This window comes from Chthonobacter albigriseus (assembly GCF_013839445.1).
In the GTDB taxonomy this organism is placed as follows: domain Bacteria; phylum Pseudomonadota; class Alphaproteobacteria; order Rhizobiales; family Pleomorphomonadaceae; genus Chthonobacter; species Chthonobacter albigriseus.
This window is the reverse complement of sequence record NZ_JACDIT010000003.1, coordinates 1-12,285: the sequence shown is the minus strand read 5'-3', so window position 1 is coordinate 12,285 and position 12,285 is coordinate 1. Positions and strand designations below refer to the sequence as shown.

At 66.6% G+C, this 12,285-nt stretch carries 17 protein-coding genes; 9 read left to right on the top strand and 8 right to left on the bottom strand.

Annotation, left to right across the window (positions count from 1 at the left end):
- The first annotated feature begins 48 nt into the window (after positions 1 to 48).
- The gene (locus HZ321_RS10310; protein WP_194304009.1) at positions 49 to 270 is read left to right on the top strand and encodes a DUF3126 family protein; all 222 of its coding nucleotides are present in this window, start codon (positions 49 to 51) and stop codon (positions 268 to 270) included.
- Positions 271 to 280: 10 nt separating this feature from the next.
- Here HZ321_RS10310 and HZ321_RS10305 read toward each other — a convergent pair whose 3' ends face one another.
- Positions 281 to 1,036 carry a hypothetical protein gene (locus tag HZ321_RS10305; RefSeq protein ID WP_181702219.1) on the bottom strand — a complete coding sequence of 252 codons (756 nt, stop codon included), beginning with the start codon at positions 1,034 to 1,036 and terminating at the stop codon, positions 281 to 283.
- A gap of 201 nt (positions 1,037 to 1,237) precedes the next feature.
- On the opposite strand from HZ321_RS10305, the gene HZ321_RS10300 reads away from it, so the two are divergent.
- Positions 1,238 to 1,564, top strand: a complete 327-nt coding sequence (locus tag HZ321_RS10300) for a DUF6949 family protein (RefSeq protein WP_181702218.1) — start codon at positions 1,238 to 1,240, stop codon at positions 1,562 to 1,564.
- A 74-nt stretch (positions 1,565 to 1,638) separates the two neighbouring features.
- Positions 1,639 to 2,175: a gamma carbonic anhydrase family protein gene (locus HZ321_RS10295; protein ID WP_181702217.1), complete on the top strand. Its 537-nt coding sequence runs from the start codon at positions 1,639 to 1,641 to the stop codon at positions 2,173 to 2,175.
- Positions 2,176 to 2,237: 62 nt separating this feature from the next.
- Here the strand turns inward: HZ321_RS10295 and HZ321_RS10290 are convergent, their stop codons facing one another.
- The 3 genes from HZ321_RS10290 to HZ321_RS10280 form a co-directional block, all read right to left on the bottom strand.
- Positions 2,238 to 2,843 (bottom strand): transglutaminase-like cysteine peptidase, encoded by a 606-nt coding sequence (locus HZ321_RS10290; protein ID WP_244635781.1) that lies wholly within the window; start codon positions 2,841 to 2,843, stop codon positions 2,238 to 2,240.
- Between the two features lie 280 nt (positions 2,844 to 3,123).
- A complete protein-coding gene (locus HZ321_RS10285; RefSeq protein WP_181702216.1) occupies positions 3,124 to 3,741 on the bottom strand; it encodes a PilZ domain-containing protein in 618 nt (205 codons plus the stop codon).
- A gap of 119 nt (positions 3,742 to 3,860) precedes the next feature.
- Positions 3,861 to 4,526, bottom strand: a complete 666-nt coding sequence (locus tag HZ321_RS10280) for a PAS domain-containing protein (RefSeq protein WP_206682767.1) — start codon at positions 4,524 to 4,526, stop codon at positions 3,861 to 3,863.
- A 500-nt stretch (positions 4,527 to 5,026) separates the two neighbouring features.
- Between HZ321_RS10280 and HZ321_RS10275 the strand changes: the two genes are divergently transcribed.
- Both HZ321_RS10275 and HZ321_RS10270 read left to right on the top strand, forming a co-directional pair.
- Positions 5,027 to 5,791, top strand: a complete 765-nt coding sequence (locus HZ321_RS10275; RefSeq protein ID WP_181702214.1) for a rhomboid family intramembrane serine protease — start codon at positions 5,027 to 5,029, stop codon at positions 5,789 to 5,791.
- Positions 5,792 to 5,977: 186 nt separating this feature from the next.
- A complete protein-coding gene (locus HZ321_RS10270) occupies positions 5,978 to 6,409 on the top strand; it encodes a CBS domain-containing protein (RefSeq protein ID WP_181702213.1) in 432 nt (143 codons plus the stop codon).
- Between the two features lie 3 nt (positions 6,410 to 6,412).
- On the opposite strand, the gene HZ321_RS10265 is transcribed toward HZ321_RS10270, so the two are convergent.
- From HZ321_RS10265 to folE, 3 genes are all read right to left on the bottom strand, one after another.
- The gene (locus HZ321_RS10265; protein ID WP_181702212.1) at positions 6,413 to 7,423 is read right to left on the bottom strand and encodes a patatin-like phospholipase family protein; all 1,011 of its coding nucleotides are present in this window, start codon (positions 7,421 to 7,423) and stop codon (positions 6,413 to 6,415) included.
- Positions 7,424 to 7,528: 105 nt separating this feature from the next.
- Entirely contained in the window at positions 7,529 to 7,999 is a 471-nt protein-coding gene (gene hisI, locus HZ321_RS10260; RefSeq protein WP_181702211.1) for a phosphoribosyl-AMP cyclohydrolase, read from the bottom strand.
- A gap of 40 nt (positions 8,000 to 8,039) precedes the next feature.
- Positions 8,040 to 8,672: a GTP cyclohydrolase I FolE gene (gene folE / locus HZ321_RS10255; protein WP_244635779.1), complete on the bottom strand. Its 633-nt coding sequence runs from the start codon at positions 8,670 to 8,672 to the stop codon at positions 8,040 to 8,042.
- Positions 8,673 to 8,899: 227 nt separating this feature from the next.
- Here folE and HZ321_RS10250 point away from each other — a divergent pair, with 227 nt between their 5' ends.
- Genes HZ321_RS10250 through yidD form a run of 4 tightly spaced genes read left to right on the top strand, consistent with a single transcriptional unit; the run spans position 8,900 to position 10,352 of the window.
- Positions 8,900 to 9,349, top strand: coding sequence for an iron-sulfur cluster assembly scaffold protein (locus HZ321_RS10250; RefSeq protein ID WP_181702209.1), 450 nt, complete (start codon positions 8,900 to 8,902; stop codon positions 9,347 to 9,349).
- Positions 9,350 to 9,386: 37 nt separating this feature from the next.
- Positions 9,387 to 9,611, top strand: a complete 225-nt coding sequence (locus HZ321_RS10245; RefSeq protein ID WP_181702208.1) for a hypothetical protein — start codon at positions 9,387 to 9,389, stop codon at positions 9,609 to 9,611.
- Complete coding sequence (locus HZ321_RS10240) at positions 9,608 to 10,030, top strand: type II toxin-antitoxin system VapC family toxin (RefSeq protein WP_181702207.1); 423 nt, start codon at positions 9,608 to 9,610, stop codon at positions 10,028 to 10,030. Before HZ321_RS10245 ends, HZ321_RS10240 begins: the two co-directional genes overlap by 4 nt.
- Entirely contained in the window at positions 10,005 to 10,352 is a 348-nt protein-coding gene (gene yidD / locus HZ321_RS10235) for a membrane protein insertion efficiency factor YidD (protein WP_181702206.1), read from the top strand. Before HZ321_RS10240 ends, yidD begins: the two co-directional genes overlap by 26 nt.
- A 29-nt stretch (positions 10,353 to 10,381) precedes the next feature.
- Here yidD and HZ321_RS10230 read toward each other — a convergent pair whose 3' ends face one another.
- Entirely contained in the window at positions 10,382 to 11,776 is a 1,395-nt protein-coding gene (locus tag HZ321_RS10230; RefSeq protein WP_181702205.1) for an MFS transporter, read from the bottom strand.
- Positions 11,777 to 12,285 lie beyond the last annotated feature (509 nt).

The window sequence follows — 12,285 nt, the reverse complement described above, 5'->3', positions numbered from 1 at the left end:
CCGCGGTCGGTCCGTGTCAGAAGGGCGTCGGACACCGATGGACGGAGAATGCCCGTGACCAAGGACGAACTGCAGAAAATCGAGAAGTATCTTCGCAAGACGCTCGGCTCGCCGACCGTTTCGGTGCGCGCCCGTCCGCGCAAGACCGATTCCGCCGAGGTCTACGTGGGCGAGGAGTTCGTCGGCGTGATCTTCGTCGACGACGAGGACGAGGACGACCTCTCCTACAATTTCCAGATGGCGATCCTCGCCATGGACCTGGAGGGCTGAGCCGGACGGTTCAGCTGAACAGGCCGAAGCTCAGCAGCAGGGCCTTGGAGGCCTTCTTGATGCCCTGCCATTCGCCGAGCAGGCCCTTGCGGAACCGCACTTGGACGGAGAGGCTCTCGCCGGCGTGGATCTCGGTGAGGCAGGGCGCCGGATAACCCGAGCCGTCGTCGGCCAGGCAGTGGGTGGTGAAGGGGTCGGTGGAGCCTGCCTCGAAGAAGACCTCCTCGCCAGGCAGGCCGGAATCCTCCGACAGCCGCCGGCCAATCAGGCCGGGCGGCGCCTCCAGCGCGGTTTCGTCGAAGAAGTGCTGGTAGACGTTGGCCAGGCGCCCGGCGCTGTCGGTCGCCGTCTCGCGCGGGCGGATGGTCAGGAAGACGACCGGCGCGTTCTGCGTCGGGTCCAGGAAACTCTCGCGGCGCGCCTCCGAAAACCCCTCCAGCGACGGCCAGTGGATCGCCAGGTCGATCCGTTCGTGCTGGCCCACGGCGCGCTGGTTTTGGAAGCGGAACATGTTGCCGGGGATGGTCAGCCGCTGGTCGGCGACAAAGACGGTGACGGGCGAAGGGTCGCCGGTGCGGCCGTCGCGGCCGTGGATCAGCGACGTCCAGTTCAGCACCAGATCGGTCAGCACCAGCGTCCCGGCGAGCGCGATGCAGATCGTCGTGATCTTGAGCACCCAGCTGATCGTGGAAGCCCTGCGCACTGGCTTGCGGCGCACCTGGTAGAGCGCGGGATCGTCGTCGGCGTAGGAAGTCGTCACGGCCACGCTGGCTCTCCCAAATCGGGATGATTGTGTTCCAAACCGGCCCGTCCGGAGCGCCCCGACGAACAGGCTCCGGTGGCTTTTGTCGCCCGCATTCGCGGAAATCCGCCCGCTGTCCCCGTCCGGTCCGAGCCTTGCGACTCGGCAGATGGAGAACCTCATCCCGTTTCATTTCGGGATTACGGTTAAAGGGGCGTTAAATTCATGCTGCGCGAGCTCATCATCACGTTTTTCGCCATCGCGACAGGCTTCGTCGGGGCGGGGATCCTGTCGTCGCTCTATCAACTCGTCACCACGCGACCGGCGCGGTTCGACATGGAAGGCGAGACGGTCCTGAAGGGCATCGCGGCCATCATGCTCCTGATGTTCGCCGGTCCGGTGATCCTGATGCGCAACGCGATCCGGGCGCGGCTGGAGGAGCGGCGGCCGTTCGGCTGGCTGGCCGCCTCCACCGTGATCGCGGGCTGCTGGAGCCTCTGCTCCGGCTTCGTGCTGCTGGAATTCGTCCTGGCGCTGCGGGACTCGCTGTGACGGCCTGAAGGTCGCATGGAGGGCGGGCGAGGGCGCCGGTATGATCCGGCGGTCACCTCACGGAGTCCCGACCCATGCCGCTCTATTCGCTCGAAGGTATCGCGCCCACCGTCCCGGCCGCGGGCACGTGGTGGATGGCGCCCGATGCGTCCGTGATGGGCAAGGTGGTCCTCGGCGAGGGCGTCGGGCTGTGGTTCGGGGCGGTGCTGAGGGGCGACAACGAACTCATCGCGATCGGCGCGAACACCAACATCCAGGAGCATGCGATGCTCCATACCGATCCGGGTTTTCCGCTCACCGTGGGCGAGGGCTGCACCATCGGCCACCGGGCGATCCTGCATGGTTGCACCATCGGCAACAACTCGCTGATCGGCATGGGCGCCACCGTTCTCAACGGGGCGGTGATCGGGAACAACTGCCTTGTCGGCGCCAACGCGCTCGTCACCGAGGGCAAGGCGATCCCGGACGATTCGCTGGTGGTCGGCGCCCCCGCCAAGGTGATCCGCAGCCTGGACGAGGCGGCCATCGCCCGTCTGAAGGTCTCGGCCGCCAACTACGTGCGCAACTGGAAGCGCTACGCTGCGCATCTGGTGCTGCTGCCGCAGGACTGATCTCCAGGCAGCAAAAAGCCGGCCTCGGAGGGCCGGCTGTCGCGTACCGCCTCAGGTCGGTGTCAGCGAACGCTGCCGACCATGATGTTGCGGCTGTCCTCGATCTGGTCCCACGCGGTCGGTGCCTTGGCGGACTGACGTTTGACGAAATGGTAGGGCGTCTGGTCCCAGACGAGCACGCTGTCGGTCTTGTTGTCGAGGATGAGGTCGCCGCGGTCGGTGCGGACCGTGAGGACCGCATGGCCGTCGCCGGCCTCGTCGCGAACGACGGTGAGCAGCATGGCGCTCGCCGGCCAGCCGGCCCTGGTGAGCTCGCGCCGCTTCTCCAGCGCATAGTCTTCGCAGTCGCCCATCAGGCCCGGGTAGGTCCAGTACTCGATGCGGCCGTAGGTTTCCTTGTCGGTCGCCGGAACGACCGCCCGGTTGACCGTCAGGTTGACGGACTTGAGCTTGTCGAACGTGGCCTGCGTCAGCCGGACCACCTTGTTCGGCGCCTTGTAGCTGCCGCAGTCACGGGGGTTCTCGTGGCAGAACTGGACTGCGCCGATCGGCGGCGAGGTTTCTCCCCGCACCAGCATAGGCCGGGCGCCGGCCTCTACCGTGGACACTGTCCCCACCAGCGCGATGGTTGCAAGGGCCAGAACTGCGATCCGCGACTGCATAGTCATCGTCTCCGATACCTGAAGACGATGGTGTCATGTGCGTCTTGAACTCTCGTGAAAATGTATGGTGAAGCGTTGGTTTACGTTCTCTGCTTATAGATCTATACGGCAAACTCAGGGCTATATTGTGGTGTTTTACATAGATCCTTCATGCTTTAGAAGTGATCTGTTTACCATAAGTCGACGCGAGCTTGATCGGATGCGCAAGCCGACGACGCTTGCGCGGAAGCACTCGTCGGGTTCCGGTTGCGGGCGGAACGCGGATGGCGACCTGGCGCGGTTGATCTCAGAGATTGTTGCTGATGACGTCCGGCGACTGCAGGGCCGCGAACTCCAGCGCGATGCCGTCCTCGAAGTGACGGACGACGCGGGCGCGCATACGGCCGAGCGTAACGGCCGCGCCGAGCGGCGGGCGGATGTCCACGGCAACGGCGGCACCGGACAGCGACACGTCGATGATCCGGCAGCGGATCTCGCGACCGTCCGGCAGGATGACGTGGGAGAACGGATTGCGCGGCACGATGCGCTCGTGGCGGCGGTCTTCCGGCAGGTTGAGCACGTGCCGGTTGGCAAGCCAGGTCAGCTGAGAGGCGAGCTTGTCGCGCTTGCGGGCCGTGGCGTTCACCGTCATGGCGAAGCCACCTTCGAACAGGCGGCTGATCTCGCCCTCGATGCGGCCGATGTGATCCACGTAGGCGATCACCCGCTGGCCGACCTCGCCGGAGACCGGCGCCATCAGGGCGGCGCCACCGGGCGACATGTCGACGACCTGGCAGGGATACTCCGCCCGGTTCGGCAGCATGAATCGGCCGAGAACGTTGATCTTGACGCGCTGAAACCGGCGCCTGTCCACCTTGGGGAGGACCCGCCTTGCAGTTCGGTAGGGTTCAGCGACGGACGACATCGAACTCGAAACCATCGATAGCGCGGGATCGATCTCTACCGATCCTGAGTCGATCCTAGGGACGCGTGCTTAACAGCCGGTTTATCCCTTCGATCGAATCCGATGATCGCTGCCGATGGTTACTGCCGACCTCCGTCGATCACCGTGAGGTGGCCGATCCGGCGTCCTTCCGCCGGCGCGCGGCGCGGCACGGCCGGGCGGGCGTGGGCCGGCTTGTCGACGGCCATCACGTCGCCGAGAGCGTGGTCGATGGCGGGAACCTGGTCGCCGCGGCGAATGAAGCTCGGGCGCTCGTCGGGCCAGATCAGCCGCAGGCTGAGGATGGGCTGGCGCATCACCGGATAAAGGCCGAGCCAGTAGGGCTGGTCCAGCGGTGCGAAGCAGCCGAGGATGCGGGTGTGGTGCGGTCCCTCGTGCTTCAGCGGGAGCAGCATGATTTCGACCGGCATCTTCTGGCCGCGGTCGTTCTGGCATTCCAGGCCGATGATCGCGGCAGCGCCGTCCTCCACGATGGCTGCGAGCAGACAGGCGATCGCCTCGCGGTCCTTGCCCACCCAGTTGTCCAGGAAGTTTCGGCCCTTCAGTTCGCGGCAGTAGGCGGCGCAGAGCCGCGTGCCCGCCAGGCGGTAGGTGTAGGTCTGCCGGTCGCCGGCCTCCAGGATGAAGGTGTCGCCGAGGATGTGGCGGATGTCGCCGGGCTCGATCTCGGTCCGGGCCGGGGCCGTGCGGCTGCCGCGCAGGCGGGACCAGTAGTCGTAGAGCGTGCGGGTGGCGGCGTGCTTCATCTTCGACCCCAAACCGGAGTGGCTTCGTTCTTCCGGGTTCCGACGGCGCGCTTTGCCGGTCCATTCCGGCACAGGCGATCCCGTCATAGCCCAATCCCGAAGGGGTCGGAGCAGAGGCCATGCCAGTCGGACGAGTCGTCCACATGGTTTTAAGGAAGCGTTTTTTTCCGGCACCACCGGTTAACCTTTACCCCTGCTTTCCAGGATCGGAGAAACCGGATCCAAACGCCGCGGCGCTGCCTGGGCGGCGGGAATGCGCCATTCCGGTCACCCGAGCCAAGGGTTGACGCCCGTTCATCATGATTGACGCCGGGATCGGCGCGATCGTGGCGGGCCGGGCCCTCTGGGCGCGCGAATCGCGTTCGGGACGGCTGCGGCGTTGCGCGGACCGGCGCACCGTCCTATCTCGTGACGGTGCCTGCCCATTCCGGGACGGTTCCAAGCCCGGCCATCCCGGTCCGGCACAACGACGGCTCGGCGCGGCGGGTCGCAGGCTTCCGATGAACGAACCCATTCTGATGCCCGACGAACCGGCCCTCAATCTGCCCAGGGTGATCACCTGGTCGATCGCGGCGCTGCTGGTCATCCACGTGATCCGCGCCTTTCTGCTCAGCGCGGAGCAGGACTTCGACCTGGTCTTCCTGTTCAGCTTCATTCCGGCCCGCTACGACAACCTGGACATCCCGGAACTCGCCAGCGGCCTCGGGCCGGACCTCTGGACGCCGGTCACCTACGGCCTGCTGCACGGCGACTTCGTCCATCTCGGCGTCAATGCGGTCTGGCTCGCGGCCTTCGGCAGCGCGCTTGCCTGGCGGTTCGGTTCGGGGCGATTCCTCCTCTTCACGCTCGGAGCCACCGTCGCAGGGGCTGCGGCGCATTATCTCGCCCACCCGCACGAGATCATTCCGGTGGTCGGCGCGTCGGGCGCCATCTCGGGACACATGGCCGCAGTGTCGCGCTTCATGTTCCAGACGGGCGGCCCGATGCAGCGGCTCGGGCGCGGCTCGCGGGAGCGGTTCTCGGTGCCCGCCGTGCCGCTGATCGGCGTTCTCACCGACCGCCGCGTGCTCCTCTTCCTGACCGTCTGGTTCGGCATCAACCTGTTGGCGGGATTTGGAACTTTGGTCCCCAACGGAGACGACGCGCAGATCGCCTGGGAGGCGCACGTCGGAGGCTTCCTGTTCGGTCTCATCGCCTTCGGCCTGTTCGATCCGGTGCGCGAAGAACCGGTTCCGGAGCCCTATGGCGACGAGGACGAGACCTAAGGCGATCCCTTCGGGCGTTTACCACCATGGCCAATTAGACCAATGGCCGACCTTGAACCTCAATCGATTTAAACCCACACTCCGGGCCATGTCTCGCAAACAACAACAACGGCGGGCGGGTGCGCGGAGCGGGGTACGCCGGAGGTCCGCGCCTTCAACAGGATCGATCCGGAGGAAATGCTGACGATGACCGTGAAGTCGATACTCAACCTCAAGGGCGGTGGCGTCACCACCGGCGACCCGTCGATGACCATCGCGCAGGTCTGCGCCCGGCTCGCCGAGCAGAAGATCGGTGCGCTCGTCATGACGGACGAGAGCCGCAACGTGGTGGGCATCATCTCCGAGCGCGACGTGGTTCGCGTGATGGCGCAGGTTGGAGCGGGCGCACTGTCCGACACGGCCGGCAGCCACATGACGAAGACCGTCATCACCTGCCGCAAGCGCGACACGGTCGACGAGGTCATGGAGATGATGACCCGCGGACGCTTCCGTCACGTGCCCGTGGTGGACGATGGCGAACTCGTCGGCATCATCTCGATCGGCGACGTGGTGAAGTATCGGATGGCCGAGGTGGAGCGCGAGGCGCAGCACCTGCGCAGCTACATCGCCACGGCCTGAGCCTTACAGTGTGAGCGCGGCCACCAGTTCCCGGATCTCGCCGATCTGGCGGTGCGCGCCCTCGTAGCCGGCCTCGATGGCCTCCGCGGCGCGGTGAAAGTCGAACAGACCCACCTTGCCGAGCCGCGGGCCGATCATCACGTCGGGCGGATCGCCGGCCAGGCGCGCCCGCGTGATGCGGTCCTGGATGATGTTGAAGGCTTCCATCATCACGCCGGGAATGCCCGGCAGGTCCGACGTTCCCCCCACCACGGTGCGCAGCCAGCTCGGCTTGGTCCGGCTCGGCGGTTCGATCGCGTCGGGCAGATGGTCGACGGGCGAGGGCGGCAGGTGGTGATGGATCACCGTGCCGCGCCCGAAGGTATCGATCCCGAGGTTCACCGCAATCACCAGGCGGGCGCCGAGCGCGCGCGTCACCGAGACGGGCACCGGGTTGACCAGCGCGCCGTCCACCAGCCAGCGGCCGCCGACGCGGACGGGCGTGAAGATGCCGGGCAGGGCATAGGAGGCGCGCATCGCGTCGGTCAGGCGCCCGGTCGACAGCCAGATCTCGTGGCCGGTGCCGAGTTCGGTGGCGACCGCCGTGAAGGCGCGCGGCAGGTCCTCTACCCGGGTGTCTCCGAACTGCTCGGAGAGCAGCCCGCCCAGCCGGTTGCCGCCGATCAGGCCGCTCCCGGACAGCGAGAAATCCATCAGCCCGATCATCCGGCGCTTGGTGATGGAGCGGGCGAAGGCCTCCAGCTCCTCGATCCGGCCGCCCAGCCAGCAGCCGCCGACGACCGCGCCGATCGAGGTGCCGGCGACCACGTCGACCTCGATGCCGCCGTCGCGCAGCGCCTTCAGAACGCCGATGTGCGCCCAGCCGCGGGCCGAGCCGCCGCCGAGGGCGAGCCCGATGCGGGGGCGGAAAGCTGGTTGGGTCGGCAGGGCGGAGAGGTCAGGGACATCGGTGCCCGAGGCCAGGCCTTGGCCGGCGGGGTCCTTCCTCCAGAAACGCGTGACGGACTCGAACATCCAGAGCCCCCGATATCCACCTGCAGGCTAACACCTGCAGGCTGAATATCTTGTGAACGCCCCGGCCGCGTCCGAGGTTCGGTGCGCCGGGCTCCGCCTTTAGGCTCAGCCTTTGCCGTAGACGTCCTTGGGATCGAAGCGGCGCTCGCCGCCGATGTCCTCAAGCCGCACCGGGCCGTCCGCCGCCTTTTGGCCGAGCGGCACGCGGCGGTAGAAGCAGGACACGCGGCCGGTGTGGCAGGTGGCGCCGTGGCCGTCCACCCGCACCTTCATGACCAGCGCGTCCTGGTCGCAGTCGACCAGCAGCTCGGTCACCTTCTGCACGTTTCCGCTGGTGGCGCCCTTGTGCCAGAGCTCCCCGCGCGAGCGGCTCCAGTACCAGCCCTCGCCGGTTTCCACGGTCAGCGCCAGGCTCTCTGCGTTCATGTGCCCGACCATCAGCACCGCGCCGGTGTCGGCGTCCACGGTGACGCAGGTCACCGTGCCGTCCGGGCCGAAGCGGGGCGCCAGAAACGAACCGCCCTCGAGCTCCGCTTTGGAGCCGAGGGCGGGAAACAGGGTCGGGCTCGTCGTCATCTCTGCGTTCCGCGGCGGTTCGCCTGCCGCGGACGCTGGATCAGCGGGAGCCGCGCAGGAGGGTCATGAAGCGGACCTGCTCCGTCGGATCGTCGCGGAACACGCCCGTAAACTGGGTGGTGATTGTCGAAACGCCGGCCTTCTGGACCCCGCGCATCGACATGCACATGTGCTCGGCCTCGATCATCACGGCGATGCCGCGGGGCTTCAGCCCTTCGTCAATGGACGACACGATCTCGGCGGTCAAGTTCTCCTGCGTCTGCAGGCGCCGGCCGAAGATGTCGACAAGTCGGGCGAGTTTGGACAGGCCCACCACGCCCTCCGACGGGTAGTAGGCGATGTGCGCCTTGCCGACGAAAGGCACCATGTGGTGCTCGCAATGTGAATAGAACGGGATGTCGCGCACGAGGACGATGTCGTCGTAGCCGCCGACCTCCTCGAAGACGCGCTCCAGCGCCGACGACGGGTTCTGCCGGTAGCCGGAGAACAGTTCGTCATAGGCCTTGGCCACGCGCTTGGGCGTGTCGATAAGGCCTTCGCGCTCCGGGTTGTCTCCTGCCCAGGCAATGAGCGTGCGGACGGCCGCCTCGGCTTCCTCGCGCGAGGGACGCTTCACGGTCCGGATCGTCTCCGGGCGATCGACTAGGCCGGCAGGGGTAAGAATGGCGTCCAACTTGGGACCTCCCGTCGTCTTCTGTTCCACCCTTGTACGTCCCGTCACGTCGGCCGGACCATACACGAATACGCGATCCGCACGAGTTCCGAACCATGCCAATGGAGGACCGGGACGGTGGTTGTCGCGGCCATGAGGGCTTATATACTCAGCAACCTGCCTCGTTGAAAGGCCACCTGAACGCGACATGGATCCCGGGGATCGCGGTTAGGCGGCAATGGAATGCCATGATCGACGACATCTACAACGCACGAATCCTGGACTACGCCGGCAACATTCCCCGGCTCGGGCGGCTCCCCGCGCCGGACGCCACCGCCAAAGCCCACTCCAAGCTCTGCGGATCCACCGTGGTGGTGGACCTCAGGGCCGAGGATGGCCGTGTCGTTGATTTCGCACATGACGTGAAGGCCTGCGCGCTCGGCCAGGCATCGTCGTCCATCATGGCGCGCCACGTGGTCGGAGCGACAGCGGACGAACTGCGCGACCTCCGCGATACCATGCGCCGGATGCTGAAGGAGAACGGCCCGCCGCCGGCCGGCAAGTTCGCTGACTTCGCCGTGCTGGAGCCGGTGCGCGACTACAAGGCCCGTCACGCCTCCACACTGCTCACCTTCGACGCGGTGGTCGACTGCCTCGACCAGATCGCGGCCAAGGGGGACATCGCAGCTGCGCAGTGATATGGTCCGGATGGGCACGAAGCCTGGAGATCCGCAGATGACGGTTGTCGAGCTGGAGGAGATCGAGAAGCGCCGTTCGGAAATTCGGCAACGGATCCGTCGGGGTGGACGTGTCCTGACCAGTGCGGATCTTCCTGTCGGCGATCTCGGCACCGACGATCAGGTTATCGCCGAATGGTTGGCCGACGTGCAAGCCAAGGGCGGCTTCGACTTGCGTCTTCCCGATCGCCTGCCGACCCGGGATTTGCCCGACTTCCGATGATCTACGTGATCGACACGAACGTCATCTCCGAGATCGTGCGACCAGCGCCGAACCCCTCCGTCGTGTCCTGGTTGACGTCCATGCGCCGGTCCAGATTGGCGATCGCATCGGTGACTGCTGCGGAGCTCCTGGGCGGCGTGGAACTCATGGCGAAGGGAAGGCGTCGTAAGGAACTCGACGAGGTCGTCTCCGACTGGATCTATTCGGTCCTGGATGGACGGGTACTGCCGTTCGACCGTGAATGCGCCGAAGTGTTTGCCGTTCTTTCCGCTGAGCGTTCGAGGCTTGGCCGCCCGGTGGACGCCATGGACCTCATGATCGCAGCCATCGCGCTTAATGCGGGCGCGACGCTCGTCACACGCAACACCCGCCATTTCGAGGGCCATGGTCTCGATGTGTTCGACCCCTGGACATTCTGAGCGATCGCTTCGGCGCTCCGCGGGCCGGGCGCTCGTCCATGGGCTTATCCGCGCCTACCAGCTGACCTTTTCCGGTTTCATGGGCCGGCAGTGCCGATACGAGCCGTCCTGCTCGCACTACACCGACGATGCGGTCCAGCGGTTCGGCCTGTGGGTCGGGGGGTGGATGGGCCTCGCGCGGATCCTGCGCTGCAATCCGTGGGGGTCGTCCGGCTACGACCCGATCCCGGAGGCGCTGCCCGCCGGCTATCGCTGGTGGGCGCCGTGGCGAGCGGGCTTGTGGACCGGCGCGCATATCGATCCCAGCACCAAGTGGGAGTGAAACCGACCGTAGCAGGTTGGCTTGACGCTTCACGGTGTCTTGGCCGCCTGCACCAGCTTGTGGCCGGAAACCTCGGATCCTGCGTCCGGCCGCAGGCGCAGGAAGACCAGGGACGCCAAGGTGGAGATCGCCGCCACGGCCAGGAAAGCCGGTGCGAAATCGTCGGCCATCAGGGTGAGTTCGCCGCGTCCGGCGCGGGTCGCCTCCAGGACCGCCGCCGCCACCGCCACGCCAAGCGCAACGGAGATCTGCTGCGTCACGCTTGAAAAGCTGGTCGCTTGGCTCATCCGCGGCTGGTCCAGATCGGAGAAGGCGAGACCGTTCAGCGCGGTGAACTGCAGCGAGCGGAAGAAGCCGCCGACGAGCAGGACCGTGAAGATCACGGCGCCCGGCGTCGCCTCGGTGAACAGCGTGCAGGTGGCCAGAAAGGCGGCCGAGATCAGGCCGTTGGCGACCAGCACGCGGCGGAAGCCGAAGCGGCGCAGGATCGGAGGCGCAGTCACTTTCATGAGGATGGCGCCGGCCGCGGCGGCAAACGTCAGCATGCCGCTCTGGAAGGGCGACATGCCGAAGCCGACCTGCAGCAGGAGCGGCAGCAGGAAGGGCAGGGCGCCGTTGCCCACGCGAAAGAACAGCCCGCCGACCACGCTTGCGCGGAAGGTCGGGATCGACAGCAGCCGCAGGTCGACCAGCGGGTTCGGCGAGCGGCGCGCGTGCAGGACGTAGCCGACCAGCAGCGCCAGCCCGAAGCCGATCAGCGTGCCCACCACCTCGTGCGGCAGCAGCCCGATGCCGCTCGCCGCCACGCCGAACACGAAACCCGCCAGCCCGAAGCCGGAGAGCAGGAAGCCCACGACGTCCAGCCGCCGCATCTCCGCCTCGCGGATGTTCGGGATGTAAAGCGAGACGAGCACCAGCCCGAGCACGCCGATCGGCACGTTGATCCAGAAGATCCAGCGCCAGTCGAAGAAGGTGGTGATGAAGCCTCCGACCGGGGGACCGAGCACGGGGCCGATCAGGCCGGGGATGGTCAGCCAGGAGAGCGCGCGCAGGTAGTCGCGCTTCTCGATCGAGCGCAGCAGCACCAGTCGGCCCACCGGCACCATCATCGCGCCGCCGAGGCCCTGGACGATGCGGGCCGCGACGAAACCCTCCAGCGAGCCTGACGTGCCGCAGAGAATCGAACCGCCGATGAACACCACGATCGCCGCGCGGAACACCGTCTGTGACCCGAACCGGTCCGCCATCCAGCCCGACACCGGCGTGAACACCGCAATCGACAGGAGGTAGCTCGTGAACGCCAGCTTCAGAGCGATCGGGTCGACGTGCAGATCCCGCGCGATCGCCGGCAGGGCGGTGGAAACCACCGCACTGTCGAGATTTTCCATGAAGAGGGCGCAGGCGATGATGAGGGGGATGAGCATGGCGGCCGATACGAGACCCGTATGGCAGCCTTATGGTTCAGAACAGCCGGACCGGAAAGAGGGAGCGCGGATCACGTTGGGGAGAGCTGGCGTCGGTGTGTTGTGGAGGAGCGTCTGACCGCCTGGGTGGCCGGGAGGCTGCTGAGCCAACGCGGACCGGCCCTCCTCAACGTCGGTAGTAACCTGCCCCTTTTCCGCGTTCCCCGCACTGAGCCGTCGTATGTCGTCGCAGGCGGCTTCCACAAAGTCGTGGGTGGTCCGCCTTCGCGGACCATGACGATCGGAGGAGGGGTGGATCGGCTCTATCGACACGACGGCTCCACCTGCCTCTCCACCACTTTCCCCACTTCCCCTTCCGCCGTCATGGTCCGCGAAGGCGGACCACCCACGCCTTTTCCGCGCCGCTGCGCGACCGTCAGGCGGTGTTGTGAATGTAGCCCACAAAGTCGTGGGTGGTCCGCCTTCGCGGACCATGACGATCGGAGGAGGGGTGGATCGGCTCTATCGAC

What these genes read in the sequence shown, in the direction of transcription:
- HZ321_RS10310 (WP_194304009.1), top strand. Translation starts at nt 49, where the DNA reads ATGCCCGTGACCAAGGACGAACTGCAGAAAATCGAGAAGTATCTTCGC.
- HZ321_RS10300 (WP_181702218.1), top strand. Translation starts at nt 1,238, where the DNA reads ATGCTGCGCGAGCTCATCATCACGTTTTTCGCCATCGCGACAGGCTTC.
- HZ321_RS10295 (WP_181702217.1), top strand. Translation starts at nt 1,639, where the DNA reads ATGCCGCTCTATTCGCTCGAAGGTATCGCGCCCACCGTCCCGGCCGCG.
- HZ321_RS10290 (WP_244635781.1), bottom strand. Translation starts at nt 2,843, where the DNA reads ATGACTATGCAGTCGCGGATCGCAGTTCTGGCCCTTGCAACCATCGCG.
- HZ321_RS10285 (WP_181702216.1), bottom strand. Translation starts at nt 3,741, where the DNA reads ATGTCGTCCGTCGCTGAACCCTACCGAACTGCAAGGCGGGTCCTCCCC.
- HZ321_RS10280 (WP_206682767.1), bottom strand. Translation starts at nt 4,526, where the DNA reads ATGAAGCACGCCGCCACCCGCACGCTCTACGACTACTGGTCCCGCCTG.
- HZ321_RS10275 (WP_181702214.1), top strand. Translation starts at nt 5,027, where the DNA reads ATGAACGAACCCATTCTGATGCCCGACGAACCGGCCCTCAATCTGCCC.
- HZ321_RS10270 (WP_181702213.1), top strand. Translation starts at nt 5,978, where the DNA reads ATGACCGTGAAGTCGATACTCAACCTCAAGGGCGGTGGCGTCACCACC.
- HZ321_RS10265 (WP_181702212.1), bottom strand. Translation starts at nt 7,423, where the DNA reads ATGTTCGAGTCCGTCACGCGTTTCTGGAGGAAGGACCCCGCCGGCCAA.
- hisI (WP_181702211.1), bottom strand. Translation starts at nt 7,999, where the DNA reads ATGACGACGAGCCCGACCCTGTTTCCCGCCCTCGGCTCCAAAGCGGAG.
- HZ321_RS10250 (WP_181702209.1), top strand. Translation starts at nt 8,900, where the DNA reads ATGATCGACGACATCTACAACGCACGAATCCTGGACTACGCCGGCAAC.
- HZ321_RS10245 (WP_181702208.1), top strand. Translation starts at nt 9,387, where the DNA reads ATGACGGTTGTCGAGCTGGAGGAGATCGAGAAGCGCCGTTCGGAAATT.
- HZ321_RS10240 (WP_181702207.1), top strand. Translation starts at nt 9,608, where the DNA reads ATGATCTACGTGATCGACACGAACGTCATCTCCGAGATCGTGCGACCA.
- yidD (WP_181702206.1), top strand. Translation starts at nt 10,005, where the DNA reads ATGTGTTCGACCCCTGGACATTCTGAGCGATCGCTTCGGCGCTCCGCG.
- HZ321_RS10230 (WP_181702205.1), bottom strand. Translation starts at nt 11,776, where the DNA reads ATGCTCATCCCCCTCATCATCGCCTGCGCCCTCTTCATGGAAAATCTC.